The following is a 24,304-nucleotide window of genomic DNA, read 5'->3' on the forward strand; positions in this document are numbered from 1 at the left end:
CTTCAATTCAGCAGGAGCGGCGGCGGAGTGCGGGCGGCGAATTTGCCGCTGGCATTTGCAGCCGCTTCCTTCGCGGCTTCCTTTTTCCCCAGACGGGGCGATGGCGCCGCATCGGACCGTCCGCGATCCTTGATCTTCTCGCCCAACGTTCGGACCTGTTCGGCTTGGATCATGCCGGCCAGTGCCTTCTCTGCCGCGACGTTGCCATCCTCGGCAGCTTGGTTGAGCCGTTCGAGCTGCCGCGCTTTCATCATCAAGGGCGCATGCCCAGCCCGAGCGATCTCGTTAAAATAATGCTTGTAAAACGTGGGCTTAGTGATGCCGAGCACCTTGGCGATGTCAGCAGGCTTGTGCCCACAAGCGAATAAGAGACTGACTTTGTTGGAGTTTTCGGCGGTCCAGACATGTGCAGGCCGACCACGCCCCTTTTCAGGCAGCAGCGGCAGGCCGAACATGTCGGTCTGACCATCCGAAATTCCATCGTGCGACAAAAAAAATCTCCGAATGGGACGAGATGCGGTGCAGAGGGGCCGCCCCCTCCGAACTTTCGACCACCCCCCCTACCCGCGACCGCCGCGCGCCCGCCGCGCCCGCGCCGCGGCCGTCTTGGCATTGTGATGCCCGGCGCAGTACCAATCCATCTGGTCGAACGGAGGCAGGTCCGCCCCGCCGTCCTTCCGCTCCTCTCGGTGATCGAGGATTAGGCGATGTGTGGAGCCGCAGATGAGGCACCACACGCCGCCCTGGCGCTGGATCGTCCAAGCCCGGTGCCGAGCCCGATAGTCCTTCCACTCGGCCGACTGGTAGAAGCTGTCGGCCACCTTCGGCATCGCCGCCACCCGAGGTGGCAGTGCGCCGAGACGCGACGGCATCGACTTCAACCGGCCCATGATGGCTCCGAAACGACAACGGGCGACAGAGACCGAAGTCACTGCCGCCCGCGTCTCAGGGGGAGAGGGTTACGCTTGCGGCCCAGTTGGGCGGAAGACCGTCAGCGTGCCCATGGCATACCCCCAATTCGTGGTGAAACGGACACCCTATATTTGCATGGTGAATGGGGAATGGGGTTGACACATTCCCCAGCAGAAACCCGCCAATCTTGATCAGGCGGCCTTGTCGAGGGCGAGGACGAGGCGGTGAATGGCCCGCTCATACGCCTTGCGCATCCCGTCGCTGGTGGTCTCCAGCTCTTCCCGACGCGCCAGGTTGAACAGCTTGCCGCCCATCAGGCGATAGACGCGGTCCCATCCGAAGCCCTCAGGGCCGGGCCAGCGCTTCATCGTGAGCACCCGGCCCACCAGCGCGCGATGTCCTTCGGGAATGGCATCGGCCAGCGGCTTCTCGCCAGTGAGCATCCGCTCCACGAGGTTGGCGCAGCGGCGGGTGAGCTGGGGCGAGGGGCCGGCCTCTACGTCGGCGTAGTCGCCGAACGCCTCACGCACGATCGCAGGCCATGCCGTTCGCGTTCCGGCTGCGAGGTAGGCCCGTTCGCGGTCTGGCATCGCACCGAGATACTCGAACGCGGCCATAAGCGTGTCTTCGGCATCCTGCCACGACACCGTGTTTCGCGGATTTCCGCCATTCCCCAACGCCACTGCCTTCCATCCATCCGGCTGTTGGACGTCGCTTGGAAGGCTTCCTTCCACTACCTCGCCACCCCCTGAAACCCGCATAAAACCGCCGTTTTCCATTATCCTACCCTTCCTCACTCTCTCGAAAATGGAAGGATGGAAGGGAAAACCGAGTAGGTTGCTTATGAAGCTCAAACGATAGTCTCACATGAAGACCTATGCGGATTTGCCTTCCATCCTTCCATGGACGCACTTTTCCCGCAGAAACGCTTGAGTTTTTCCCTTCCATCCCCTGAAAACCTGTCCATCCCGCAAACTTCCACGCGGAAGGGACGAAGGGGGCGCGGGACCACGCAACCCCTAGGATTGCGCCGGTTATGGGCCGTCGTCACGCCACTCAGGCGGCACGTCGTTTTCGTCGAGATCGCCGCCCTGATTGTCCCCGGCAAAGGCCAAGGCATCATCACTTCCGGGCCACTCGCCGCGCTCGACGCCCTCCAGCGTCACACCCGCGCGCACCTGGACCCCGAGCCACTTGACCCCATTGGAGACGATGGTCTTGAAACCCTTGTCCTCCATGGCGGCCTTGAAGCCCTTGGGTCCCCAGCCCGATCCACCGCCCACGTCGCTCCACGCCTTGTAGAGCTTGTGCAACTCGCCAGAGGCGGCGCGCACGTTGGCAGTGTCTTTGCTGATCTCGCATATCTGCGAGAGGAAGCGGCCCAGCTCGTCGCTGGCGTCTCGATAGGCCTGGGTAGCCATCTTGACCTGCTCCGGGATGATAAGACCGTTCTCGCGCCAGTCCAGCAGGCCGTCCAGCAACCTGTTGAGAATTCCGCTTGCCTCCGCCTTCAACTTGTCAGGCAGGCTCCGGTCGATCTCGTCTTCCGGGATGATCGTGTCCCACGGCACCAGCTGCATGCGGGCCCACATGCCATGGCTCACGTCCTTCACGATCGGCCTGGTGTTCCCGCTGATCGTCAGCTTGAAATCGGGAAAGAACTCGAAGAACCCCTTGTTGAGGTGACGCGCCTTCACCGGATCGCCGCCGGTGAGCTGCTTGATAAGGCCGTCGTTGAACTTCATGCCCTTTTGCGGCTCGGACACGCGCAGCAGGCGAACACCGGGCAGTTCGGCAAGATCTGGTGTCGCCTGATCGCCGCGCCGCTGGCCGCCGCTGTCGAGCAGCGATTCAATGCCGATCGAACCGGCGATGTCGCCAGCCATGAAAGCGACCGCCTCCACCCACGTCCCCTTGCCGTTACGCCCTGCCCCGTAGAAGAACGCCAGCTTGTGCTCGGTAGTGTCACCGGTCATCGAGTAGCCGCCCCACTGGTGCAGGAACCGCCGCATAGCCTCATCTGGCTGAACCCGCAGTACGAACGCATCGTATGCCGGGCATTGCGCGCTGGGCTGATACTTCACAGGCGCCAGCTTCGTGATCAGGTCGTCGCGGTTGTGGGGGAATTTCTTGAGCTTCCACCCTCCCGTGCGCCACTCGCTCTTGCCGGCAGCGACTTCCGCGTTCGATCTCTTCTCTGGCCCGCGCACCAGGCGCAACGTGCCGTTCAGCACGTTGATCGCCATCTTGTCCTGATCGAATGCCTCCGGCCGCACGACGACCGACCGAAAGCCCTTGATCCAGCGCAGCATGCGGGTCGGCATAGCGCCAGCCTCGCTGGACTTTGCCCAGGCCGCCACCTTATGGCTCCACAGGGTCTTGCCCATCACGACGTCCATGGGCTCAAGGCCTTCAAGCCATTCGGCCCGTTCCCCGCTTTCGTCGTCCCGCAAATAGAACTCGCGCGATGTCGTGCCGTGCGCGTCGGCCCAGCTCTCCAGCTCCCGCATCTCTTTTTCGGTGAGATAGGGCGCAGGGTAACCGCTCGCGGCCACCAGCGCCGCCTCATTTCGGATCGCGCGGACCGTGATGGCCATGCTTTCCATCAACTCCGCCGGCACCGTGTCCTTCTCTTCGGACAGGAGCTTCCACCGGCGGGTATCCCACCAGAACCATCCCAGCTCTGGGCAGAAGCGGAAATCGCCGCCGAAGCGCACAAGCCATCGCTCAGCATTGCCCAGGTCCGTGAGCGCCATGCGCGCACAGGCGAGATCGGACTTGGGATCTATCGTGGCACGGATCCGCCCGCCCAGGATCGTCGAAACCGCACCCCCCGCACCCCCGCTCGATGACAGGCCCGAACCGCCCGGTCCGGAACCATCTTCGCGATCAGGGGGCGTGGGACCGTCGTCATCACCCGCGAACGGGTTACGAGTAGTCACGCCGCAATTCTCCCCATGAAACCATCGGCCCCGTCGCTCACGCGCGGAAGGCCGCCGTAGGCCAACAGGCCCTTGATCCGTTCCGCGCCGCCCGGCGGAACCTGCAATGTCACCCGCTCGCCAAGGCCTCGCAGCTCCGCGAGCGAGGCCGCGCACCAGTCGAGCACGCACAAGCCTTCGCCGCCGGCTGCCAGCCAGTCGAACGGTGTCGCGTGCAGCCGAAGCCGAACACGCTTCTTCTTTTCGCCCATGTCCGAGGCGAGAACCTTGTGAACTTCGTCGATCGCATCGGCGCCCAGCGCCCAGCCAAGGCCGGTTCGCAGCGACCACTCATCCCGGCAGGTGCTGGATACGGCCACCACGTCTACCAGTTCGCCACCGTCGCAAACGCCGATGAGCAGGCGCTGGTCCGGGCCCTCCGGTTCCCACCGCGCCCCACCGAGAGTGACTTTCCCGACCCCGAGCAGACCCGCGCCATGAAGGCGAACGACGAACCGCCGATTCGCCCCCATCGCCACCAGTTTGCGCAGGTTCGGCATGCCCAGGCGACCGGCAGCTACGAGCAGCTCGCGCTCCAGGTCACTCAGCATCGCGCCCACCGGATCGACCGGCTCGAACCTGAATTTCCATCTCCTCAAAGGTCTCGGCCGATGCCACGCCGGAGGGGGCCAGGGACCGCCAGGCCGAAAGCAGATCCGGCTCACGGATCCATTTATCGAAGAACTGGCGCGCGCCATGCATTGCGCTTGCGTGGGTCCGGTCGCCGAGCATCGCGGCAACCCGTGCCCACGTGTTGCCGCGCCCGCGCAGCACCGCATAGGCCAAGCTCCGACCGCGCATGATGCGCGCCGCTTTTCCGCTGCCACATAGGTCGGACGCTGGCACACCGATTACCATTCCAATCGCGGCCAGCAATTTCGGAGTGCTGACGTGCCGCGTTGTCCGCACGAAGGTTGCAGCTGCCTCGCGTGCCCTTGCCTCTCGCTGAGCAGGGTCGCCGTGCTTGGCAAGAGCTTCGTCCTGCCAGCGAAACGGACGAGCAGACACCCGGAAATCGTACTCGTCCGAGTCCTCGGGCTCGCCCACCCGCACGACGTGTTCACGTCTCGCGCGCGACAACTCAGCCTCAAGCCGCAATGCCGCAATCTCGGCAATCGACAACCGTGCTCCGTACCGATCGGCAACACGCGCCCGAACGGTTGAATCGTCGCGAAGGTAGCTGATGAGATGCTGCGCATAGGCACGAGGGTCGGCAAGACTGTCGACTTCCGTCGAATAGCCGCTGGCACCGAACCAGCCCGCCCGCGACGGCACGCCCCGCCCTCTGAGCGCAGGCGCGTTCATCCCGCTACGCCGCCGAGGACCAGGACGACAATGACGCCCATGGCCGCACCCATCAGGCTGGCGAGCAAACCGGCAAAGGCGGACTGGCCAGCCATTACGCTTTGCCCCCGGCCGTTCGCTGGCCCGTCGCAACGATCTGCACGACACGGCGCCCCGCGCCCGCCTCGACCCGTACGAAACCGGCAGCAACAAGCAGGCTCAAGCGGTACCGGGCGGCGTGCCGATCCGGCAGCCCTGCGCGTTCGGCGAGCACCTCATTGCTGGGAAGCGGCAGCCCGTCGTCGGCCACCTGGCAAAGCACTTCGTACAGCGCCCGCTCGGTCGACGCGGGGGCAGCGATCCGACCACAGGCCGATATGGCCGACGCCGCTGGCGCGCGCTTGCGGATCATGTAGTGCAGACCGCCGCCAACCCGGCGCAGAAATAGCGTGGCGAGTCCATCACCGGCGAGGCGGCGCGCAAGCTTCGGCGCTGCGGCCTTATCGCCAAGCGCGGGGCCGATCGCGTACCAGGTTTCATCGCCGGGCTCTGCGCGGCGCATCCACACTTCCAGTTCGCTGGGATCAGCATAGGTCGTCAGCGGTCCGATGCGATAACGCGCGGCTTCGCGCTCAATCCCCCCGATCACAGCTACTCTCCTTTTGCGATCGCGTTGACGACAAGGCGCAGGCGCGCCAGCGATGCCATCGCCTCGTCAATCTGGACGGCGATGCGGTCGCGATCCCGCGCACACACCTTGTGGTCGCGGGTTGCCTCACGGATTTCCGTAGCGATGTCGCCGAACTCGGCGCTCGCATCGATCAGCGCTGCATTGATGTCGCTGTCTTGCGGACGCTCTTCTGGAACCGGGATAACAACATGCCCCAATTCGGCGGCGTACGCGGAAAGGATCGGAGGGCGATGGCCCAATACTACGGCTACCTGATCCAAAGCGAACGCGTCATCGACGCGAGGCACAGCGGTATCGTTGGGATTGCGCCACGAACCTGTGAGCGATGGGCTTTTCTCGACGGTCGCGGCTGCGCCCTCCTTACCCCCGCTCGTTTTCACAGCGCTGATGACGGCTGCTTTGAGGCGGCCGAATACGTCTGGCGCAATCATGCCGCTACCTCGCTGGACTTTTTGGAGAAATCGCCAGTGGACCCCTGCCGCGAGGGCGCGGCATCATCCAAGCCATGTTGAAGCTCGCTCACGTCAGCCGGAAGCTCGAGACCCGCGTCCTTCGCGGCGAGGCGCAGATGCGCCATCCGGGATTGAGGGATGCCGTTCTTACGCCAACTATGGACGGTCGAGAGCGGGGCTTCGATCATCTTGGCCACAGCTGTACTGCCGCCCAGATGGTCTATCACGGTGTTAGCGAGAGCGTTCATGCTCGTGATATGCGATATTCGCAGACTTCAATCAAGCATAAAGTCTGCGATAATAGTAGTTGCGATAATCGCAGACGGCGGCACGGAACAGCTATGACCCCGACCCAAATCCGCGCCGAGCTTGATGCCCGCAATATGTCTATTCGTGACCTCGCGGAGGCTACCGGCATCGCCGAGAACAAGCTGACGAAATCACTCGGAAAGGTTGGCCGAAGGATCACTTACGATGAGATGCAGGCGATCCAAGGGGTGCTGGACCCGGCCGACCTTGAGCCCCGTATAAGAACCGTTCCCGTTTTGGGATCGGTGCCTGCGGGCAAGTTCACTGCCGCACTCCAAACGGGCGGTCGTAGAATGGCCGTGTCTGATCCTGAAACCCCCCATAACGCATATGCGCTAACAGTCGTTGGGAACTCGATGGATCTGATTGTTCCCAACGGGACAATGCTCGTAATCGACCCAGACGATAAAGCGTTATGGCCCGGACGTAGATATGTAATTGAAAATGCAGACGGCGAAACCACGTTCAAGGAGTTTCAAGCAGACCCGGCACGCCTCGTGCCTTGTTCCAGCGATGATTCGCACCGGGAAATTCTGCTAGGGGACGAGCCAATTAAGGTCGTCGGCCGCGTTTACTCTTACAGTTTGCGAGACAGTGATTTGCCTATGCGCCGCACGTGACAAAGCGCTGATGAAGTTCCTCAATTTCGCCAGGGACGTTCACAAAAAAGGTCCCCCACTCATCGTATTCGCCTAGCCCCAACTCTAACGCGTCACGCTCTGCTTGGCGCTTCACTGGGCGCCACGGACCCTTTGGCTTTCCATACAGACGTACGCGGTAAAACAGCATCATTACCTCCAATCTCTATCGAAGTACGGCGAGATCGCCGATGGGAACAAAAATAGAACAACAAAGGACGGTTTTGTAGCCCAAATTCACATTCTGCGATAATCGCATTTTTACCGTTGACAGCATGTCTGCGACAATCGCATATCGACCTCCAACAGGCATCCGGCCTGATGGAGTTGGAGATGCTTTCCGTTCCCACTGAATTCCCCCGAGTTGGCTCACATTGCTTTCTCGACGACGGCACGAAAGTTGAGCCCGTCCGCATCTTGCGGGACAACGGCGACGGCAACGTGCTGGTATCCCTGACTAGTCACCGATTTCCGCGAGAAATCGCGAGCGGGAACCGCACCGTTCCACTCGCTGATCTCCGCGAAACCGAGCAGCCCACGTCCCCCACCAAGCCCTCGGGTCGCGCCAAGGGCCGGCGCCGGTGAGCGCGCAAAGCGCCACCGGCGCCGTCAGAGCGGGAGACCGCATCGTCGCATGGTCCATAGGCCAGGCGATCAGCGCGGATGAACTGCGCACGATCGCCACCCGCATTCTGTCACACCGCGAACGTGTGGCTAAGGGGCTGGTCAACACGGGCCGCTGGACGCAAGCCGAAGCCGAACAGCGCACCGCCCCATGGAAGGCCATCGCTGTTCTCTGCGGCGTGAATACGTTGCAGATCGAAGCCGTTCTGGCGTCGTACCGCCGACCGCTGATCCACATACCGCACGCCGGGGCACGCCCGCAGTACGATCATGTCTTCTCCGACGATGTCGCGCGCAGCCTGCTGGCAACGGATCTGTGCAGCGCGCTCGAATGGTGCGCCGCACTGCGCGACGCCACCGAGCGCGCGGTCAGGGCGATGCACCAGAACCGCACCGAAACGACTGTCCAGGCCGCCCGCGAACTGGTGGCGATTTCCCGCGCTCTCGACGTGTCGCTGCGCCCTGTCGTGATGCCCTCTCACGAAGAGAGGCGCGCGGCATGATGCACTCGATATTTCACATCCCGCCCGCAGCAACCACGACCGAGCGCGATGCCGGTGGAAGCCTGGACGCCTGGGCGGAACTCTGGCGCGAAGCTCCCGCCGAGGTGCGCGGCGACGTGATCTACCTGGCGTGCCTGTTTCCCGTCCTCGCCCTCATCTTCCTCACCCTCTGGATCGTGGCCCCGGCCTGATCCGCAATCGGAGTGCCTGCACATGGCCGAAGAGAATGCCGCGTCAATCCTGATCGACGAAACAAAAGCCGCCGACGGCTCGTCCCGCTATCCGGTGGTCACCCAGCTCACCGACCTGATCTTCATGCTCAACGACGGCCAGTTCAACGCGGATTGCGCGGACAAACTGAAGACGTTCGCCGCCGATCTGGAAGAGCGCGGGATCGAGGACGGCAAGAAGGTCAAGGGCAAGATCACCCTGACCATCGAAGTCGATCGCGAGCACGACGGCGTCTATTTCTTCACCCCCGATATCAAGCTGGCGACCCCGCGCGAGAAGCACGGCCGCACCATCGGTTGGGTCACCCCCGAGAACCGCTTCACCCCCAACAAGCCCAACCAGGGCAATCTTTTCGGCACGGTCCGCGACGTCACCCCGACCCGCACCGTCCGCGACGTCTGAGCAAAGGAGACGAGTAGATGTCTGAGATCAACCCGAAGGACGCGGGCGGTCTGATCCGCGAAGCCGTCGAGGCCGCTGGCGAGCTGACGCACGTCACCACACAGGAGATCCATGATCCCCGCGATGGCACGACCGCAATTGTCGTAGTCAGCCCGAACGGCGTGCACGCCCTCGATCCGGCCGCTTTCGACAAGTATCGCCTCGCGCCGATGGAGCGCGTGGGCACGGCGAAGTGGACCACGCTCGAAAGCTTCATCGAGCACACCAACCGCTTCAAGGTGGATACTGCGAGCGCGGTGTTCGCGCGCGACGACATGGCGACCGCCAAGCTGACGACGATCTTCGACTATCACCAGAGCGTGGCCGATGGCGGCGACCGGGCGAATCTGCGCCACCGCGCCGAATACGCCTTCCCGTTCTCCGATCAGTGGAAGGCCTGGCACGGCAAGGACAAAGAGCCGATGGCCATGTCGGACTTCGCGCAGTTTCTCGAAGACCGCATCGTTGACATCGACGCGGATGGCGTGCCGTCCAGCGATGAAGCGAAGGCGTTCGTGGCGGCCATCAACGGCAAGATGGCGAGCCCCTCGAAGCTGATCGAGCTGGCCCGCGGGTTGCAGGTCTACGAGAATTCGGTGCTCAAGGAAGCGCGCAACCTTTCCACCGGCGAAGGCCAGCTCACGTTCGAGAGCACCCACGTCGATGCAGATGGCAAGCCGCTCAACATCCCGAACCTGTTCATGATCACGATCCCGGTCTTCGCCCGCTCGCCGGACTATTTCCGCCTGCTGGCGCGTCTTCGCTACCGCAAGGCGCCCGGCGGCGTCGTGTTCTGGTACGAACTCTGGCGCGCCGACCTGGCCTTCGAGCAGGCCTTTGCCGCCGCATGTGAGCAGGTCAAGGAACAGACCGGCCTGCCGCTGTTCGTCGGCGCCGCCGAGGCCTGACGCCGATCCGACTTCGCAGGGAATGTGAAACGGAAAGGAATTCTGGTCCCCCGCATTCCCTCCCCAACCGCAATCCCGCGGAATTCAGGACGCGCAGAGGGCCGCGTGGGGAAGCCCTCCCATTCACAAACCTGTCCTTACCGGACCCCTGCCGCCTGCGGCGGGGGCGAGGATAAGCGCAGCTTCCTGGAGCAACCCACATGGGTCTTATCGTAGACAATTTCGCCGGCGGCGGCGGAGCATCGACCGGCATTGAGGCCGCGCTCGGCCGCGCCGTGGATATCGCCATCAACCACGACGAAGAGGCGATCCGCATGCACGAGGCCAATCACCCTGGCACACGGCACATCAGGAACAACATTTGGCAGATCGACCCGAAGGAAGTGACCGGCGGGCAGCCCGTCGACCTCGCGTGGTTCTCGCCGGACTGCAAACATTTCAGCAAGGCGAAGGGCGGCAAGCCCCGGGAGAAGTCGATCCGTGACCTCGCATGGGTAGTGGTGCTCTGGGCGCAGCGCGTCCGGCCCTCGCTGATCCTGCTGGAGAACGTCGAAGAGTTCCGCACCTGGGGCCCGCTCTGCGATAAGGGCTTCCCGATCAAGGAACGCGCGGGCGAGACCTTCGACAAGTGGCAGCGCGAGCTGCGCAAGGCGGGCTACAAAATCCAGTGGAAGGAGCTGCGCGCCTGCGACTACGGCGCGCCGACGATCCGAAAGCGTTTCTTCATGATCGCCCGCTGCGATGGCAAGCCGATCGTCTGGCCGGAGCCGACGCACGGCAAGCCCGGCTCGCCCGAGGTTCTGAGCGGCAAGCGCAAGCCATGGCGCACAGCGGCAGAGATCATCGACTGGTCGATACCGTGCCCGTCGATCTTCGAACGCAAGAAGCCGCTGGCCGAAAAGACCCTGCGTCGCATCGCGCACGGAATCATGAAGTTCGTGGTCAACAACCCGGCACCGTTCATTGTGCCTATTTGCAACACGAATTGGGCGGGCGACCGCTTCTATCCGGGCAATGAACCCCTGCGGACAATCACGACGGCCAAGGGTGGCGAAATGGCTGTCGTCATGCCGCACGTGACGAAGTTTCGTTCCGGCGCGATCGGCCATGCCGTCGACGAACCGCTGCACACCGTCACCGCGAACAGCTTCGTGAAGCGGCCGGGCGGCAGCGCACCGCTCGGCGTGGTGGCCGCCGTCCTTGAGCGGCAATTCGGTAAGAGCGCGGGGGCCGACCCGCAAGAGCCCCTTCCGACAGTCACGGCCGGCGGTGGAGGCAAGACGGCCGCCGTGTGCGCCTTCATGCAGAAGTTCGCGCAGAACGGTCAGGGCGTAGATCCCTCCGAGCCGCTGCATACAGTCATGGCGGGCGCCCCGCGGCACGCTGTGGTCTGCGCGCATCTGGAGCAGGCGAACGGCGGACCGAACAACGAGAACCTTGCCGGGCGGGCTGCCGATGCGCCGCTGTCCACTGTCGCGACCAGCGGCAGCCAACAGCGCCTCGTGACCTCCAACCTCGTCAAGCTGCGCGGAACCTGCCGCGACGGTTCAAGCGTCGAGGAGCCGTTGCACACGGTCAGCGCCGGCGGCACCCACATGGGCGAGGTCCGCGCCTTCCTGATAAAGTACTACGGCAACGAGCAAGACGGCCATGGCCTCGGTAGCCCGCTTGGCACTGTGACGGTTCAGGACCGCTTTGGCCTCGTCACGGTGATGATCGAGGGCGAAGAATACGTCATCGTCGATATCGGCATGCGCATGCTCTCGCCGCGCGAGCTGTTCAACGCGCAGGGCTTCCCCGCCGACTACCAAATCGAGACGGACGCGCACGGTAAGCCGATCACGAAGACGGCCCAAGTCGCCAAGTGCGGGAACAGCGTGCCCCCGCCGATGTCTGATGCGCTGGTGCGCGCCAACATGGCGGACGAGATCGCCGAGCGGGAGGCCCGAGCGGCATGAGCCACATCGTTAAGATCGGAGCCGCCACCCTCTACCTCGGCGACGCTTACGAGATCCGCCCCACGCTTGGCTTCCACGACGCCGACGTCATGGACCCACCCTACCTGTTCAACAACTCCGGCGGCGGAGCCTATCGTGCTGCCAGGGGCGCGAGCGACCAGATCGTTACCGAGGGGCTCGATCGCGGGTTCGATCATGCCATCGTGAGCCCGGAGCTTTGCGGCGCAGTCGTCATCTTCTGCCACAATGACCAGCTCGGCGACCTGATCCCGGCTATCGTCGAAGACGAGCTGAACGACTTTGACGCGCTGCTTGTCGCCGACATGTTCGCCGCTCTCCGGCCGAAATTCCGGCGGGCAGCGCTGCTGGCGTGGATCAAGCCGAACCCGGCGCCACACCGGAACAAGCACTACCTGGCCGACATCGAGCCCTACATTCACGCCTGGAACCAAGGGTTCGCCCCGGTTGGCGACCACCACGATATGCATCGCTGGATCAACGCCGGGTCCATGCCGTCGAAGGTCTACGGACATCCGACCGTCAAGCCCGACGCCGTTATGGACAAGATCATCCGGAACGTCGCCGGGGAATCGGTCTGCGATCCCTTCATGGGCACTGGCTCGACAGGCGTGGCGGCCATACGCGCCGGCAAGAGGTTCGTCGGCATCGAGCGCAATCCCGCGCATTTCGAAACCGCCTGCCGCCGCATCGAGGACGCTGTCTCGATGGGGGCAGCATGAACCTTCTCGATCCGGCAACCGACTGGACGAACCAAACGGTGGAGGAGCGCGCTGAGGCATGCGCCACCTTCCTCTTCACCTTTCGATTCATCGGCCACGCCGACCACTACCGCACCCAAAATCAGATCCGCGCGCGTGCCGACACCCAGCGCGAACAAAGAGCGAAAGGAAATCTCCATGGATAGGGCGAAAGCACTGCTATCGCTGGCGCGAGTATGTGAAGGCTCGCACCCGTGGGCCATCAACATCGACTGCGCAGTCTTCGCGACGCTGTATCCAGACAAGTTCAGCAATGAAGATTCAGCCGCTCAATACGCCCGTCTGAATTGGACCCGCAACCTGGCAGATCGGCAGTGGCTTGGCGCCATCGGCATGCTTCAATACTCCGCGTCCCTCGACGCGGCGATGACTCTTGTTCCTGCGGGCTGCCTTCACATGACCCGAACCATCTGGGACGCGGCCGGCAAACCAGTGGGCCTCGCGCGCATCGATAAGTATGAGGGCAGCGGCGCCGCGATGATGTGGGCCGATGGCTTCGATGCTGTGGCTGCCACCCCGGCACTTGCGCTCTGTGCCGCTGTCCTACGAGCGCGCGCTGCGGAGGTCGCCAATGGCTGAAAAAGGCATCATCTTCAGCGCAGCAATGGTCGTCGCGCTGCTCGCCGGTCGCAAGACGCAAACGCGGCGGTTGATCAAGCTCCCTAAGGAGTTCAGCCGCCCCGACATGGGGGGCTGGGAAGCAACCGCTACTGGCGGCGAGGGCGTCTTCACAATAGCCAAGGGCAAGCGGTTACCGGTTCCCGAGCGTGCTGCTATCTGGAACCAAACCACTGGCACGACGATCGGCATGCCCTACGCCGTCGGCGATAAGCTTTATGTACGCGAGACATGCCGCGCAATCGAACGGAAATCCGGTCAGGATCAGTTTCAGTATCGCGCGACCATCGATAGGGAAGACGAAGACGCCGAAAACGTGCCCAACGAGCCGGACGCCGGTGGCTGGGGCGACCTGTCGATCTATGGAAGAGGCAAGCGCGATCGGAAGAATTTCGCAACTTGCGATGATGATCTGACCTTCGCAGGCCCATGGGTGCCCGCTATCCACGCGCCTCGCTCGACTTCGCGGCTCTGGCTGGCAGTCACCGACGTTCGAGTGCAGCGCCTCCAGGAGTGCAGCGAGGCTGATGCAAAGGCCGAGGGTATCGAAGGATTTGCCTGCATCGGTGGGCAGGCTTGGCGCGACTACAGCGGCGGCCCCGGATTCAACATGACCGATCCCCGGACCCCAGCACGGCGCAGCTATTCCACTCTTTGGGACAGCCTCCACACCGCCGAGGGCGCCCGCTGGCAGGACAACCCCTGGATCGTGGCCGTCAGCTTCGACGTGCATCGCGGCAACATCGATGCGGAGACCGCAAATGGCTGAGAACAGCGCAATCGAGTGGACCCACCACACCTTCAACCCGTGGATCGGCTGCACCAAGGTCGGCCCCGGCTGCGATAACTGCTACGCTGCCGACCTCGCAACCGTCCGCATGGGCGTTAAGTGGGGCGCGGGTGAAGATCGCCGCCATACCGCTGAGTCGACGTGGAAGCAGCCGCGCGCTTGGAACCGAAAGGCCGAAGCGGCCGGAATCCGGTACCGCGTGTTCTGCGCCTCGCTCGCCGACGTGTTCGACAACGAGGTGCCTGCCGAGTGGCGCGCCGAGCTGTTCCAGCTGATCCGTGAGACGCCACACCTCGATTGGCTGCTGGTGACCAAGCGCATCGGCAATGCCGCTAAGATGGCCGAGGCTGCTGGAGGATGGCCCGGCAACATCTGGCTGGGAGCCACGATCGTGAACCAGGTCGAAGCCGACCGCGACATTCCGAAGCTGCTGCAGACGAATGGCCCGCGCTACCGGTTCCTGTCCATGGAGCCGCTGCTGGGCGAGGTGAACATCGAGCCATGGCTAAACCCTGATAAGACCTGCCAAGGCTGTGATGACGGCGAAGGCTACGGCAACCGTTGCAGCAGAACCGATATACCGCGCCGGGAGGAGTGCCCGTGGAATCAGGCTGTTCAGATCGTGACGGATCATGGCCCGTATGCTGACGACGGCGAACCTGCATCGGTTTCGTGCGACGTGCGAACACTGGATTGGGTCATTGTTGGAGGTGAAAGCGGGTCGCATGCGCGACCGATGCACCCGGGCTGGGCGCGCAGCCTGCGCGATCAGTGTGAGGAGGCAGGCGTCCCGTTCCTGTTCAAGCAGTGGGGCGAGTACGTGCCCGCAGGCGATCATCTGGAAGAAGATACCCCCGCCAACCTTCGGCTGAGGAGAGGCGATCGCTGCCATGTCTTCCCCGACCATCATCTGATGGCCCGTGTCGGGAAGAAAGCCGCTGGCCGCCTGCTCGATGGCGTCCAGCACGACGGATACCCGGAGGCACACCACCCATGACGACAAAACGCCGCCTAGTGCCGGAAAGCGAGGTCCGGCGCGTGCTGGACCTGTTCCGGGACTATGGCCTGCCGATCGGCTCCGTTGACATCCGGGGCGACGGCGTGACTATCCACCCCCCTGCGGCAACGGCAGGGAATGCATATGACGCCTGGAAGGCGAAGGACCAGAATCGTGAGCGGACTGCACGTCGTTAGCAAAACCCGGAAGGCGGGCCAGCGCTGGTACGTCTACGCCTGGCGCGGCGGCCCCTGCATCTACCAGCAGGACGGTGCGCGGCCAGTCATCACGCCCGATATCCTCGGCGCTCAGCAACGCGCCTTGCAGGACAGCTTCGGCGGACAATCCGAGGACGATATCGACGCGATCATCGCAGGCTATGAGGCCAGCCCTGACTTCACGACCAAGAAGGACAGCACGAAGCGGGACTACCGCCGCTGGCTGACCCGCATATCCGAGCGATTCGGCAACACCCCTCTCTCCGCTTTCGAGGATCGGCGCATGCGCGGCGACATCATCGAATGGCGTGATCTGTGGCAGGACCAGCCCCGGACGGCCGACAAGGCGTCCGTCATGATGGCGACACTGCTGGGCTGGGCTGTCGAGAACGGCAAGATCGAGATCAACGTTGCTGCCGGCATCAAGCAGCTGCACCACGTAAACAAGGCAGATCAAGTCTGGGAGGACCGGCACTGGCAGGCTGTTCGCGCGGAAAAAGACTTCCCGGCGCACATCATGGATGCGCTGGAGCTGGCCCAGCTGACGGGCCTCCGACTCGGCGACCTGATTCGACTTGATTGGAAGTGCGTAGGCGAAAAGGCCATCATCGTCGAAAAGACCGGCAAGCGCGGCGGCCGTGCAGTTATCCCGATCTATGACGATCTACGCAAATGGCTGGACGGTCGCAAAGACGAGCGAAGCGGCACGGTCCTGAAGAACAGCCGGAAGACCGCCTGGACGGAAAGTGGGCTCGAAACAGTCTGGCAGCGCCGCAAGCCGGAAGGCTTTGATCGCGTGATCCACGACCTGCGCGGCACGTTCGTGACCAAGCTCGCGATCAAGGGACTTACTGACGAGGAGATCGCCAAGATCATCGGTTGGACCGCTAAGCGGATCGCCGAAATTCGTGCGCGCTATGTCGACGAAGCTCGGGTCATCATCAGCCTTGCCGAGCGCCTGTCCGCCTGAAAAGTTTACAGTAGTTTGTAAACCGGCTCTTGCGGACCGTAAAAAGGCCCCAAAGGGCCGACCGTAAACCACTGATATTATGAGGGTTTTTGGTAGCGGAGGAGGGACTCGAACCCCCGACACGCGGATTATGATTCCGCTGCTCTAACCAGCTGAGCTACTCCGCCAAACCATGGCCGCCGCGTGGGAGGCTTGATCCGGTGCCCTACATCGCTGCCGGGCAGGTCGCGTCCTCTAGGGGCAAGGTTGGCATCGGTCAACACCCAAAAATGCGTTCACCCTCGAAAAGATACCGAGCGAATCGGCCGCCACAATCCACCCTCCCAGGCATAGAGGCCGAAACCCCGAAAGCGAAAGCGCGTGAGGCGGAGTTGCGGCCCAAGTTGCTGTTGCAAAACGCGCGCGGCGGCGGCGTCCACTTTGTTCTGGATAGTGATATGCAGCTTGAGCGGCCGGCTGTCCTGATCCGTCAGCAGGCCATGCATCCGCTCGGAGATCTCCACGTGCATGTCGGTCATTTCCGGCGATTCGATCGCGATGGCGGTGCCTCCGCCCAGCTTCATCAGCCCTGATATCCGCGCCTCGGGGGGTTTGCTGCGGGCCAAGTAGCCGAGGATCTGCAAGAGTTCGTCCTCCACGCCAGGCGGAAGCGCGTGGAACAATGTCACATGCGCGCGAAGGCGGTTCCTCTCGGGCGGGTAGTGGGCGCGGCGCAGACTGTCGGCCCATTCGAGGATATCCGCCGGGAGCTCGGCGGTGATCAGCAGCGGCGCGCCCGGCTTGCGGTTCGGTGAAAGAACTTCATCCCGGCGGTTCATGCGCCTGCTCCTTCATTTCCGTGCGCTCCTCCGCCAGATCGATTGCCAAGGGAATGTCCGCAGGGCAAGGATCGGCGGTTCCATCGTCATGGAAAAAGGACCGAGAACATGCCGAAGTTCCGGATCGTCGCCGTTCTCATCCTCTTGTGGAACCTGCTGGGCGATGTCGCCTATCTCATGCAGGCAACTGCGGATCTCGACGAGATCGCACGGCACGATCTAGTCCAGGCTCAAGCCTTTCGCGAGATGCCGGGATGGGTCTGGGCCGCCTACGCGATCGCAGTGGCCAGCGGCACGATCGGCGCTGTCGTTCTCCTGATGCGCCGCCGCTGGGCCTGGGCGCTTTTCGCCTTGTCCCTCGCCGCAGTTTTCGTGCAGTTCGGCTGGACTTTCCTGAGCTTCGATATCGTGGCGGCGAAGGGGCCGTCTGCGGCACTGTTTCCGCTGCTGATCGTAACGATTGCCCTTGCTTCGACGATCTACGCCCGCCGCAAGCAGGCGGACGGCACGCTCACGTAGCGCGCCTCGCTCCGTCAGATTTCACCCCTCTCGCGGCGGATGGCGAACCACTTCTTCACGTTCTCATTATGCTCGGCAAGGGTCGCTGCGAAAACGTGCCCGCCGGTGCCGTCCGCCACCATGTAGAGCGCGTCCGTCTTGGCCGGGTTGAGCACCGCAGCAATGGATTCGCGTCCCGGATTGGTGATGGGGTGCTTGGGCAGGCCGCTCATCGTGTAGGTGTTATAGTCGTTGACCGCGCGAATTTCGGATTGGCGGATCCGCCGTCCCAGCGGCTTGCCCTTGGTGATCGGATAGATGATCGTAGGATCGGCCTGGAGCGGCATGCCGATCCGCACGCGGTTCGAATAGAGCCCGGCCACCGTCCGGCGTTCGGACGGCTTGCCGGTTTCCTTCTCGACGATCGAGGCCAGGATGAGCGCCTGCTCGGGCGTCTTGACGGCGATCCCCGGCGCGCGTTTCTCCCAAAGGTCCTTGAGCGTCTGCGTCATGGCAGCCTGCATGCGCCGCAGGACGGCGGCGCGGGGCTCGCCATTCTCGTAAGCGTAGCTATCGGGAAGGACGGACCCCTCGTTCGGTGTCGAGATCTCGCCGCTCAGATGCTCCTGCGCCTTGAGGCGTTCGTAGACCATGATCGACGGCATGCCTTCCGGCACCATCACGAAGCGACGGACCATCTCGTCGCTGGACAGGATCGCAAGTACGCGGGATGCGCTGGCATGGGCGGGAATGGCGAACTCGCCTGCCTTGATCGCGCCGCTACCGCCGAATATGCGCGCCCGCAACGTGAAGCCCTGCGCGCTGCGCACGACGCCCTGCTTTTCCAGTCGCTCCGCAACCGCAGAGAGGCTGGCACCGGCAGGCACCAGGAAATGGCGGTCTTCCTTCAGGGGGCCGGAACCGTACCAGCCGCCCACGAAGGACCACAAGGCGATGACGGCCGCAAGGCCGATGGCCGCGACGAGTATCCAGTTGCGCCGCGACATCATCGCCTTCAGTCCTTCTCGATCAGTCGATCTTGCGCATCACCAGGCTGGCGTTTGTACCGCCGAAGCCGAACGAGTTGTTCAGCACCGCGCGCACTTCACGCTTCTTGGCGACATGCGGCACCAGGTCCACGCCCTCGCAACCCTCGTCCGGGTTGTCGAGGTTGAGCGTGGGCGGAACGATCTGGTCGCGCAGCGCCAGGATGCAGAAGATCGATTCGACCGCACCGGCACCGCCCAGAAGGTGGCCGATGGCCGACTTGGTGGAGCTCATCGAGACACCGCCGATGGCATCGCCGAACAGGCGGCGCACGGCGCCGAGTTCGATGGTGTCGGCCATCGTCGAAGTGCCGTGGGCGTTGATGTAGTCGATGTCGGCCGGAGTCATGCCGGCCTTCTTCAGCGCCATCTGCATCGAGCGATAGGCACCGTCGCCAGTAGGCTCCGGAGCGGTGACGTGGAAGGCATCGCCCGACAGGCCGTAGCCGATGACTTCGCAGTAGATCTTGGCGCCCCGCGCCTTGGCGTGTTCGTACTCTTCCAGCACGAGAACGCCGGCGCCCTCACCCATGACGAAGCCGTCACGATCCTTGTCGTAGGGACGGCTGGCCTGTTCGGGACGGTCGTTGAAGCTGCTGTTGAGCGCGCGGGCCTGTGCGAAGCCGGCAATGCCGATCGGGCAGACGGTCGATTCGGCACCGCCGGCCAGCATGATGTCGGCATCGCCGTCCTTGATCATGCGCGCGGCATCGCCGATCGAGTGAGCGCCGGTCGAGCAGGCGGTGACCACCGCGTGGTTCGGCCCCTTGAGGCCGTACTTGATCGAGACCTGACCCGAGATCAGGTTGATGAGGCGGCCGTGCACGAAGTGCGGCGATACGCGGCTCGGTCCCTTTTCGGCGAGCACCAGCGATTCGCTTTCGATACCCGGCAGACCGCCGATGCCCGAACCGATCGAGCAGCCGGTCATGAGCTTGTCTTCCTCGCTCATGTCGGTGAGCCCGGCGTCTTCCAGCGCCTGGCCGGCGGCATCGATGCCGTAGACGATGAAGGGATCGACCTGGCGCTGGACCTTGTGGTCGACGCGCTTGTTGGGATCGAAGCCATACTCGTGGTCGGCCGGCTTCACTTCGCAGGCGATCTGGCACTTCTGGTCCGAGGCATCGAAGCGGGTGATCGGGCCTGCCCCGCTCTTGCTCGCAAGGATGTTGGCCCAGGCGGTCTCGACGTCAGCCCCAAGCGGGGTGACAAGACCAAGTCCAGTGACGACAACACGACGCATTCATGCTCTCCGAAAAAGCAATTTGGCCGAACATGCGGCTGGCGCAAACCAGCCCGCAGAAACGGCAACAGGCCCGCCCCCTTAGAGGTCGAGCCTGTCGAGTTCAATCCGGTTATGAACCGGATCACAGCCGCTCGCGACCCGGCCCGAGGCCGAAAGTCGCGAGAGTAGCCGAAAAGCGGGGCTCAGCCCTTGTTCTCTTCGATGTACTTGATGGCATCCGAGACGGTGCTGATCTTCTCGGCAGCGTCGTCGGGGATTTCGACGCCGAATTCTTCTTCGAACGCCATGACCAGCTCGACGATGTCGAGCGAGTCAGCGCCCAGATCGTCAATGAAGCTTGCTTCTTCCGTCACCTTGTCGGCTTCGACGCCCAGGTGTTCGACGACGATCTTCTTAACCCGATCGGCGGTATCGCTCATTGAATAAACCCCTTCAAAAATTCGCGAGGTGTGGAATCTCGCCTGCCGCCCTAAAGACTGGGCAGCGCGCTGGCAAGCCTCGCACACAAGATAGGACACGGCGCCGAAGCGCCATGGCCCGATTTACCCACGTCCCGGCCCCGTGTTCCCATATTCGTTTCCGAACGGGCTCCAGGGCCGGTGCGAGATGACAGTCCGGCGGAATAACGGCTCCGCCACAGACTGCAACGACGTTTTAACCCTTCTGGGGTTCCACCACCCGCATGTGCAGTTCGCGCAGCTGCTTCGATTCCGCCGGGCTCGGCGCGCCCATCAGCAGGTCTTCGGCGCGCTGGTTCATCGGGAACAGCGTGATTTCGCGCAAGTTCTGCGCACCGCAAAGAAGCATGACGATGCGGTCAACACCAGCCGCCATGCCGCCATGCGGCGGTGCGCCGTACTGGAAGGCGCGGTAAAGGCCGCCAAAGCGATCTTCCACGTCCTGCTTGGTCAGGCCTACCATCTCGAACGCTTTGACCATCAGCTCCGGCGACTGGTTGCGGATCGAGCCCGAGGCGATTTCGTAGCCGTTGCAGACGAGGTCGTACTGGAACGCCTTGATCGTCAGCGGATCCTGGCCTTCCAGCGCTTCCATGCCGCCCTGCGGCATCGAGAACGGGTTGTGCGCGAAGTCGACCTTCTTGTTGTCCTCGTCCCATTCGAAGAACGGGAAGTCGACGATCCAGCACAGCTCGAAGCGGTCCTTGTCGATCAGGTCGAGCTGCTCGCCGGTGCGGATCCGGGCGAGACCCGCCAGCTTGGCGGCCTGCTCTTCCTTGCCGGCAGCGAAGAACACGCCGTCGTTCGGGCCGAGGCCCAGCGCCGCGATCAGCGCGGCGGTCTTTTCTTCGCCATGGTTCTTGGCGATCGGGCCGCCGGGGACGCCGTCCTTGATATTGATGTAGCCGAGGCCGGAGTAGCCTTCGCCGCGCGCCCAGACGTTCATCTCGTCGAAGAACTTGCGGCTGCCGGCGCCCGCGCCCGGAGCCGGGATCGCACGGATCACGCCGCCATTGGCGACGATGCCGGCGAAGATGCCGAAGCCTGATTCGACGAAGTGCTCGGTCACGTCCTTGATGATCAGGGGGTTGCGCAGGTCCGGCTTGTCCGAACCGTAGTCGAGCATCGACTGGGCGTGCGGGATGCGGCGGAATTTACCGGCGGGCGTCACCGGCTTGCCCTCGGCGAAGTCGGCGAAGACGCTCTGGAGCACCGGCTCCATGGTTTCCCAGACTTCTTCCTGGGTTACGAAGCTCATTTCGAGGTCGAGCTGGTAGAACTCGCCCGGCAAGCGGTCTGCACGCGGGTCTTCGTCGCGGAAGCAGGGGGCGATCTGGAAGTAGCGGTCGAAACCGGCGACCATCAGCAGCTGCTTGTACTGCTGCGGCGCCTGCGGCAGCGCATAGAACTTGCCGGGGTGGATGCGGCTCGGCACCAGGAAGTCGCGCGCGCCTTCGGGGCTGGAGGCGGTGAGGATCGGCGTCGAATATTCGGTGAAGCCGATGCCTTCCATCTTGCGGCGCATGTCCGAGATGATCTTGGTGCGCTTGACGATGTTGGCGTGCAGCGTGTCGCGACGCAGGTCGAGGAAGCGGTAGCGCAGCCGAATATCCTCGGGATACTCCTGCTCGCCCGCTACCGGCATCGGCAGCTCCTCGGCACGGCTGATCACCGTGGCGGAGCGGGCGTAGACCTCGATCGCGCCGGTCGCCAGGTTCGCGTTCACGGTGGCATCGGTGCGGGCCTTCACCACGCCCTCGATCGTCACGACCGATTCGACGCGAAGCGAATCGAGCAGCTCAAGCGCCGTGCTGTCGGTATCGGCGACGACCTGGGTCATGCCGTAATGGTCGCGCAGATCGACGAAAAGGACGCCGCCGTGATCGCGCTTGCGATGCACCCAACCCGAGAGGCGAACGGTCTGGCCAACCTCGGCGGCGGTCAGGGCGCCGCAGGTGTGGGAGCGATAAGGATGAGTCATGGCGGGCTCGGGCTTCTTCTCGGCTGAATGGAATTGCAAGCCGTGCCCCCTAGTCGAGTGAAGCGGCGATTTCCAGAAGAGATCGGACCGCGTAAGCCACTCGGGAAAGGATAAGGAGCACACGGAGACGCGGAGAGGACGTGCCCGCCGGACGTCTAGCCTCCCTACCTAGACGTCGCAAGCAGTTGGCGGAGATCGAGGCACCTTGCCGCCACTGCATCCTCTACGCGTCACAAAAATTGGCGCAGAGCCAACCGAACGCCTGCACGCTAACCCGAAATCAACCGTTACTGACCCATCCTTCCGCAAAACGGGTCTCGCCAGTGGATGACATGAATGAACCGCACGTTCCGGAAGCCGTCGCAAGGAATGGCGCGCCGGAAACCCAGCCACGCACGGACGATGGCAGCCCGGAAGCCTGGCACCTCCCGCCACCCGGACTTCACACGACCGGCACGCAGCTGCGCCGCCGTCTGGTGACGCGCGAAAGCATCGCCGAACTGGAAGCGCAGGCTCCGCGAAGCCCGCTGCGCCGGATATTCGATGGAATGCTGCGCAGGAAATAGACGAATTCGTCATTTGTCGGAGAATATGACGGACCGGAAACATTGATCCCCCGCCCGGTTCGCGTTACCGCCACGCTCGAAATGAAAATTCACCCGCTGATAACGAAGACCGACGACCTCGCCGCGCTGTGCGAACGCCTTGCGAAATCCGATTTCGTGGCGGTCGACACCGAATTCATGCGCGAGAACACCTATTGGCCCGAACTCTGCCTGGTGCAGATCGCCAATACCGAGGAAGCGGCCGCGATCGACCCCATGGCAGACGGGCTCGACATGACCCCGCTGCTCGACCTGCTCACCGACAACGAGGACGTGCTGAAAGTCTTCCACGCGGGCGGCCAGGACGTGGAGATCATCTACAACGCCACGGGGCGCACGCCGCACCCGATCTTCGACACCCAGATCGCGATGATGGCGATCAGCCAGTCCGAGCAGATCGGCTACTCCAACCTAGTCGAATCGTGGATGGGCCTTACCATCGACAAGGGTGCGCGCTTCACCGACTGGTCGCGCCGCCCGCTGACCGAGCGGCAGATCGAATATGCCATCGGCGACGTCACCCACCTCTCCAAGATCTTCCCCAAGATGCTGAAGCGCCTGATCAAGACCGGTCGGGGCGAATGGCTCGATCAGGAAATGGAGAAGCTGGCAGACCCCGAGCATTACCGCAACGATCCGGCCCAGGCCTGGAAGCGAATCAAGGCGGCCGGCCGCAACCCGGCGATGCTCGGGCGCCTCAAGGCCATCGCCGAATGGCGCGAGCATGAGGCCCAGGGCAAGAACATCCCGCGCGGCCGCATCGCCCGCGACGAGACTCTGGCCGACATCGCCAGCCACCCGCCCAAGCAGCAGGCCGACCTCGCCAAAGTGCGCGGCCTCTCGCAGGGCTGGAAGGACAACGACATCGGCAAACGGCTGATGAACACCATCGCGAAGGCCGAGCCCCTGCCCGACGACGAACTTCCACCCCGCGCGCCCAAGGGGGCGCCGCTCGGCAAGGAAGGCTCGCTGGTCGCCGACCTGCTCAAGCTGCTGCTGAAGATTCGCGCCCGTGAGATCGACGTGGCCGCTCGCCTGCTGGCGCGCAGCGAGGACCTGGAGCTGCTCGCGGCGGGTGTGCGCAAGAAGCTGCCGATTCTTGAAGGCTGGCGCTACGAAGTGTTCGGCCGCGACGCGCTCGCCCTGGTCGAGGGCAAGCTGGCCTTCGCAGTGGAGAACGGCAAGCTGAAGATGACCCGCGTCGAGGATGAGGCGCTCGTCCAGGAGGCATCCGAGGCTTCGGATGGGGCTGCAAACGAAGACTGAGTGCCCGTCGTCCCGGACCTGATCCGGGACCGCTGCCAATTCTTTAGACACGAGCCTTCGGCAGGGCGCACTCCCGCGAGAC

General features: G+C 63.5%; 29 protein-coding genes and 1 tRNA gene. 15 read left to right on the plus strand and 15 right to left on the minus strand.

All coding sequences use genetic code 11. From position 1 onward, the window contains the following. Nucleotides 1–2: 2 nt before the first annotated feature. From L284_RS42770 to L284_RS48430, 9 genes are all read right to left on the minus strand, one after another. Nucleotides 3–455 carry a hypothetical protein gene (locus L284_RS42770; protein WP_021235579.1) on the minus strand — a complete coding sequence of 151 codons (453 nt, stop codon included), beginning with the start codon at nt 453–455 and terminating at the stop codon, nt 3–5. A gap of 105 nt (nt 456–560) precedes the next feature. Continuing rightward, nucleotides 561–890 (minus strand): hypothetical protein, encoded by a 330-nt coding sequence (locus L284_RS42775; protein ID WP_021235580.1) that lies wholly within the window; start codon nt 888–890, stop codon nt 561–563. Nucleotides 891–1,103: 213 nt separating this feature from the next. Beyond that, complete coding sequence (locus L284_RS42780; RefSeq protein ID WP_152524751.1) at nt 1,104–1,595, minus strand: hypothetical protein; 492 nt, start codon at nt 1,593–1,595, stop codon at nt 1,104–1,106. 351 nt (nt 1,596–1,946) lie between these two features. Further along, entirely contained in the window at nt 1,947–3,854 is a 1,908-nt protein-coding gene (locus tag L284_RS42785; RefSeq protein WP_152524752.1) for a DNA primase family protein, read from the minus strand. Beyond that, the gene (locus L284_RS42790; protein ID WP_152524753.1) at nt 3,851–4,444 is read right to left on the minus strand and encodes a hypothetical protein; all 594 of its coding nucleotides are present in this window, start codon (nt 4,442–4,444) and stop codon (nt 3,851–3,853) included. Before L284_RS42790 ends, L284_RS42785 begins: the two co-directional genes overlap by 4 nt. Beyond that, nucleotides 4,434–5,198, minus strand: a complete 765-nt coding sequence (locus L284_RS42795) for a hypothetical protein (protein WP_021235584.1) — start codon at nt 5,196–5,198, stop codon at nt 4,434–4,436. Before L284_RS42795 ends, L284_RS42790 begins: the two co-directional genes overlap by 11 nt. Nucleotides 5,199–5,292: 94 nt before the next feature. Further along, entirely contained in the window at nt 5,293–5,826 is a 534-nt protein-coding gene (locus L284_RS42800) for a hypothetical protein (protein ID WP_021235586.1), read from the minus strand. A 2-nt stretch (nt 5,827–5,828) separates the two neighbouring features. Next, a complete protein-coding gene (locus L284_RS42805) occupies nt 5,829–6,299 on the minus strand; it encodes a phage regulatory CII family protein (protein WP_021235587.1) in 471 nt (156 codons plus the stop codon). After that, nucleotides 6,296–6,568, minus strand: coding sequence for a carph-isopro domain-containing protein (locus L284_RS48430; RefSeq protein WP_021235588.1), 273 nt, complete (start codon nt 6,566–6,568; stop codon nt 6,296–6,298). The genes L284_RS42805 and L284_RS48430 overlap by 4 nt, the downstream gene beginning before the upstream one ends. Nucleotides 6,569–6,661: 93 nt before the next feature. Here L284_RS48430 and L284_RS42815 point away from each other — a divergent pair, with 93 nt between their 5' ends. The 12 genes from L284_RS42815 (at nt 6,662) to L284_RS42875 (ending at nt 16,304) form a co-directional block, all read left to right on the plus strand. Continuing rightward, nucleotides 6,662–7,249, plus strand: coding sequence for a LexA family protein (locus tag L284_RS42815; protein ID WP_021235589.1), 588 nt, complete (start codon nt 6,662–6,664; stop codon nt 7,247–7,249). 599 nt (nt 7,250–7,848) lie between these two features. Further along, nucleotides 7,849–8,394 carry a hypothetical protein gene (locus L284_RS42825; protein WP_021235591.1) on the plus strand — a complete coding sequence of 182 codons (546 nt, stop codon included), beginning with the start codon at nt 7,849–7,851 and terminating at the stop codon, nt 8,392–8,394. Then, nucleotides 8,391–8,585, plus strand: coding sequence for a hypothetical protein (locus L284_RS42830; protein WP_021235592.1), 195 nt, complete (start codon nt 8,391–8,393; stop codon nt 8,583–8,585). The genes L284_RS42825 and L284_RS42830 overlap by 4 nt, the downstream gene beginning before the upstream one ends. Before the next feature lie 22 nt (nt 8,586–8,607). Beyond that, a complete protein-coding gene (locus tag L284_RS42835; protein WP_021235593.1) occupies nt 8,608–9,027 on the plus strand; it encodes a hypothetical protein in 420 nt (139 codons plus the stop codon). Nucleotides 9,028–9,044: 17 nt separating this feature from the next. After that, complete coding sequence (locus L284_RS42840; RefSeq protein WP_021235594.1) at nt 9,045–9,974, plus strand: DUF2303 family protein; 930 nt, start codon at nt 9,045–9,047, stop codon at nt 9,972–9,974. 200 nt (nt 9,975–10,174) lie between these two features. Then, nucleotides 10,175–11,932, plus strand: coding sequence for a DNA cytosine methyltransferase (locus L284_RS42845; protein WP_021235595.1), 1,758 nt, complete (start codon nt 10,175–10,177; stop codon nt 11,930–11,932). Then, nucleotides 11,929–12,672: a DNA methyltransferase gene (locus tag L284_RS42850; RefSeq protein ID WP_021235596.1), complete on the plus strand. Its 744-nt coding sequence runs from the start codon at nt 11,929–11,931 to the stop codon at nt 12,670–12,672. Before L284_RS42845 ends, L284_RS42850 begins: the two co-directional genes overlap by 4 nt. Then, nucleotides 12,669–12,857 (plus strand): hypothetical protein, encoded by a 189-nt coding sequence (locus tag L284_RS42855; RefSeq protein WP_021235597.1) that lies wholly within the window; start codon nt 12,669–12,671, stop codon nt 12,855–12,857. Before L284_RS42850 ends, L284_RS42855 begins: the two co-directional genes overlap by 4 nt. Then, on the plus strand, nt 12,850–13,290 hold the full coding sequence (locus tag L284_RS42860) for a hypothetical protein (protein ID WP_021235598.1): 441 nt from the start codon (nt 12,850–12,852) through the stop codon (nt 13,288–13,290). Before L284_RS42855 ends, L284_RS42860 begins: the two co-directional genes overlap by 8 nt. Further along, on the plus strand, nt 13,283–14,098 hold the full coding sequence (locus L284_RS42865; RefSeq protein WP_021235599.1) for a hypothetical protein: 816 nt from the start codon (nt 13,283–13,285) through the stop codon (nt 14,096–14,098). The genes L284_RS42860 and L284_RS42865 overlap by 8 nt, the downstream gene beginning before the upstream one ends. Then, nucleotides 14,091–15,116: a phage Gp37/Gp68 family protein gene (locus L284_RS42870; protein ID WP_021235600.1), complete on the plus strand. Its 1,026-nt coding sequence runs from the start codon at nt 14,091–14,093 to the stop codon at nt 15,114–15,116. Before L284_RS42865 ends, L284_RS42870 begins: the two co-directional genes overlap by 8 nt. A 174-nt stretch (nt 15,117–15,290) precedes the next feature. After that, nucleotides 15,291–16,304, plus strand: a complete 1,014-nt coding sequence (locus tag L284_RS42875; protein WP_021235601.1) for a tyrosine-type recombinase/integrase — start codon at nt 15,291–15,293, stop codon at nt 16,302–16,304. Between the two features lie 90 nt (nt 16,305–16,394). Here L284_RS42875 and L284_RS42880 read toward each other — a convergent pair. Beyond that, a tRNA-Met gene (locus L284_RS42880) sits at nt 16,395–16,471 on the minus strand. Nucleotides 16,472–16,579: 108 nt separating this feature from the next. Then, nucleotides 16,580–17,122 carry a 2'-5' RNA ligase family protein gene (locus L284_RS42885; protein ID WP_021235602.1) on the minus strand — a complete coding sequence of 181 codons (543 nt, stop codon included), beginning with the start codon at nt 17,120–17,122 and terminating at the stop codon, nt 16,580–16,582. Nucleotides 17,123–17,230: 108 nt separating this feature from the next. Between L284_RS42885 and L284_RS42890 the strand changes: the two genes are divergently transcribed. After that, on the plus strand, nt 17,231–17,641 hold the full coding sequence (locus L284_RS42890; RefSeq protein WP_021235603.1) for a hypothetical protein: 411 nt from the start codon (nt 17,231–17,233) through the stop codon (nt 17,639–17,641). Between the two features lie 14 nt (nt 17,642–17,655). On the opposite strand, the gene mltG is transcribed toward L284_RS42890, so the two are convergent. From mltG to aspS, 4 genes are all read right to left on the minus strand, one after another. Next, on the minus strand, nt 17,656–18,630 hold the full coding sequence (gene mltG, locus L284_RS42895) for an endolytic transglycosylase MltG (RefSeq protein WP_021235604.1): 975 nt from the start codon (nt 18,628–18,630) through the stop codon (nt 17,656–17,658). Nucleotides 18,631–18,649: 19 nt separating this feature from the next. Continuing rightward, the gene (gene fabF / locus L284_RS42900; RefSeq protein WP_021235605.1) at nt 18,650–19,909 is read right to left on the minus strand and encodes a beta-ketoacyl-ACP synthase II; all 1,260 of its coding nucleotides are present in this window, start codon (nt 19,907–19,909) and stop codon (nt 18,650–18,652) included. 185 nt (nt 19,910–20,094) lie between these two features. Then, nucleotides 20,095–20,331 carry an acyl carrier protein gene (locus L284_RS42905; RefSeq protein WP_007013838.1) on the minus strand — a complete coding sequence of 79 codons (237 nt, stop codon included), beginning with the start codon at nt 20,329–20,331 and terminating at the stop codon, nt 20,095–20,097. A gap of 235 nt (nt 20,332–20,566) precedes the next feature. Continuing rightward, on the minus strand, nt 20,567–22,351 hold the full coding sequence (gene aspS / locus L284_RS42910) for an aspartate--tRNA ligase (RefSeq protein WP_021235606.1): 1,785 nt from the start codon (nt 22,349–22,351) through the stop codon (nt 20,567–20,569). Nucleotides 22,352–22,683: 332 nt separating this feature from the next. Here aspS and L284_RS42915 point away from each other — a divergent pair, with 332 nt between their 5' ends. Both L284_RS42915 and rnd read left to right on the plus strand, forming a co-directional pair. Beyond that, nucleotides 22,684–22,917, plus strand: coding sequence for a hypothetical protein (locus tag L284_RS42915; RefSeq protein ID WP_021235607.1), 234 nt, complete (start codon nt 22,684–22,686; stop codon nt 22,915–22,917). Between the two features lie 81 nt (nt 22,918–22,998). Next, nucleotides 22,999–24,222 carry a ribonuclease D gene (gene rnd, locus L284_RS42920; RefSeq protein ID WP_021235608.1) on the plus strand — a complete coding sequence of 408 codons (1,224 nt, stop codon included), beginning with the start codon at nt 22,999–23,001 and terminating at the stop codon, nt 24,220–24,222. Nucleotides 24,223–24,304: the final 82 nt, after the last annotated feature.

The organism is Novosphingobium lindaniclasticum LE124, assembly GCF_000445125.1.
Lineage (GTDB): Bacteria > Pseudomonadota > Alphaproteobacteria > Sphingomonadales > Sphingomonadaceae > Novosphingobium > Novosphingobium lindaniclasticum.

Coding starts and splice junctions, on each gene's coding strand:
- L284_RS42770 (WP_021235579.1), bottom strand. CDS start 455: ATGTTCGGCCTGCCGCTGCTGCCTGAAAAGGGGCGTGGTCGGCCTGCA.
- L284_RS42775 (WP_021235580.1), bottom strand. CDS start 890: ATGGGCCGGTTGAAGTCGATGCCGTCGCGTCTCGGCGCACTGCCACCT.
- L284_RS42790 (WP_152524753.1), bottom strand. CDS start 4,444: ATGCTGAGTGACCTGGAGCGCGAGCTGCTCGTAGCTGCCGGTCGCCTG.
- L284_RS42795 (WP_021235584.1), bottom strand. CDS start 5,198: ATGAACGCGCCTGCGCTCAGAGGGCGGGGCGTGCCGTCGCGGGCGGGC.
- L284_RS42805 (WP_021235587.1), bottom strand. CDS start 6,299: ATGATTGCGCCAGACGTATTCGGCCGCCTCAAAGCAGCCGTCATCAGC.
- L284_RS48430 (WP_021235588.1), bottom strand. CDS start 6,568: ATGAACGCTCTCGCTAACACCGTGATAGACCATCTGGGCGGCAGTACA.
- L284_RS42815 (WP_021235589.1), top strand. CDS start 6,662: ATGACCCCGACCCAAATCCGCGCCGAGCTTGATGCCCGCAATATGTCT.
- L284_RS42830 (WP_021235592.1), top strand. CDS start 8,391: ATGATGCACTCGATATTTCACATCCCGCCCGCAGCAACCACGACCGAG.
- L284_RS42835 (WP_021235593.1), top strand. CDS start 8,608: ATGGCCGAAGAGAATGCCGCGTCAATCCTGATCGACGAAACAAAAGCC.
- L284_RS42840 (WP_021235594.1), top strand. CDS start 9,045: ATGTCTGAGATCAACCCGAAGGACGCGGGCGGTCTGATCCGCGAAGCC.
- L284_RS42845 (WP_021235595.1), top strand. CDS start 10,175: ATGGGTCTTATCGTAGACAATTTCGCCGGCGGCGGCGGAGCATCGACC.
- L284_RS42850 (WP_021235596.1), top strand. CDS start 11,929: ATGAGCCACATCGTTAAGATCGGAGCCGCCACCCTCTACCTCGGCGAC.
- L284_RS42855 (WP_021235597.1), top strand. CDS start 12,669: ATGAACCTTCTCGATCCGGCAACCGACTGGACGAACCAAACGGTGGAG.
- L284_RS42860 (WP_021235598.1), top strand. CDS start 12,850: ATGGATAGGGCGAAAGCACTGCTATCGCTGGCGCGAGTATGTGAAGGC.
- L284_RS42865 (WP_021235599.1), top strand. CDS start 13,283: ATGGCTGAAAAAGGCATCATCTTCAGCGCAGCAATGGTCGTCGCGCTG.
- L284_RS42870 (WP_021235600.1), top strand. CDS start 14,091: ATGGCTGAGAACAGCGCAATCGAGTGGACCCACCACACCTTCAACCCG.
- L284_RS42885 (WP_021235602.1), bottom strand. CDS start 17,122: ATGAACCGCCGGGATGAAGTTCTTTCACCGAACCGCAAGCCGGGCGCG.
- L284_RS42890 (WP_021235603.1), top strand. CDS start 17,231: ATGCCGAAGTTCCGGATCGTCGCCGTTCTCATCCTCTTGTGGAACCTG.
- mltG (WP_021235604.1), bottom strand. CDS start 18,630: ATGATGTCGCGGCGCAACTGGATACTCGTCGCGGCCATCGGCCTTGCG.
- fabF (WP_021235605.1), bottom strand. CDS start 19,909: ATGCGTCGTGTTGTCGTCACTGGACTTGGTCTTGTCACCCCGCTTGGG.
- L284_RS42905 (WP_007013838.1), bottom strand. CDS start 20,331: ATGAGCGATACCGCCGATCGGGTTAAGAAGATCGTCGTCGAACACCTG.
- aspS (WP_021235606.1), bottom strand. CDS start 22,351: ATGACTCATCCTTATCGCTCCCACACCTGCGGCGCCCTGACCGCCGCC.
- L284_RS42915 (WP_021235607.1), top strand. CDS start 22,684: ATGAATGAACCGCACGTTCCGGAAGCCGTCGCAAGGAATGGCGCGCCG.
- rnd (WP_021235608.1), top strand. CDS start 22,999: ATGAAAATTCACCCGCTGATAACGAAGACCGACGACCTCGCCGCGCTG.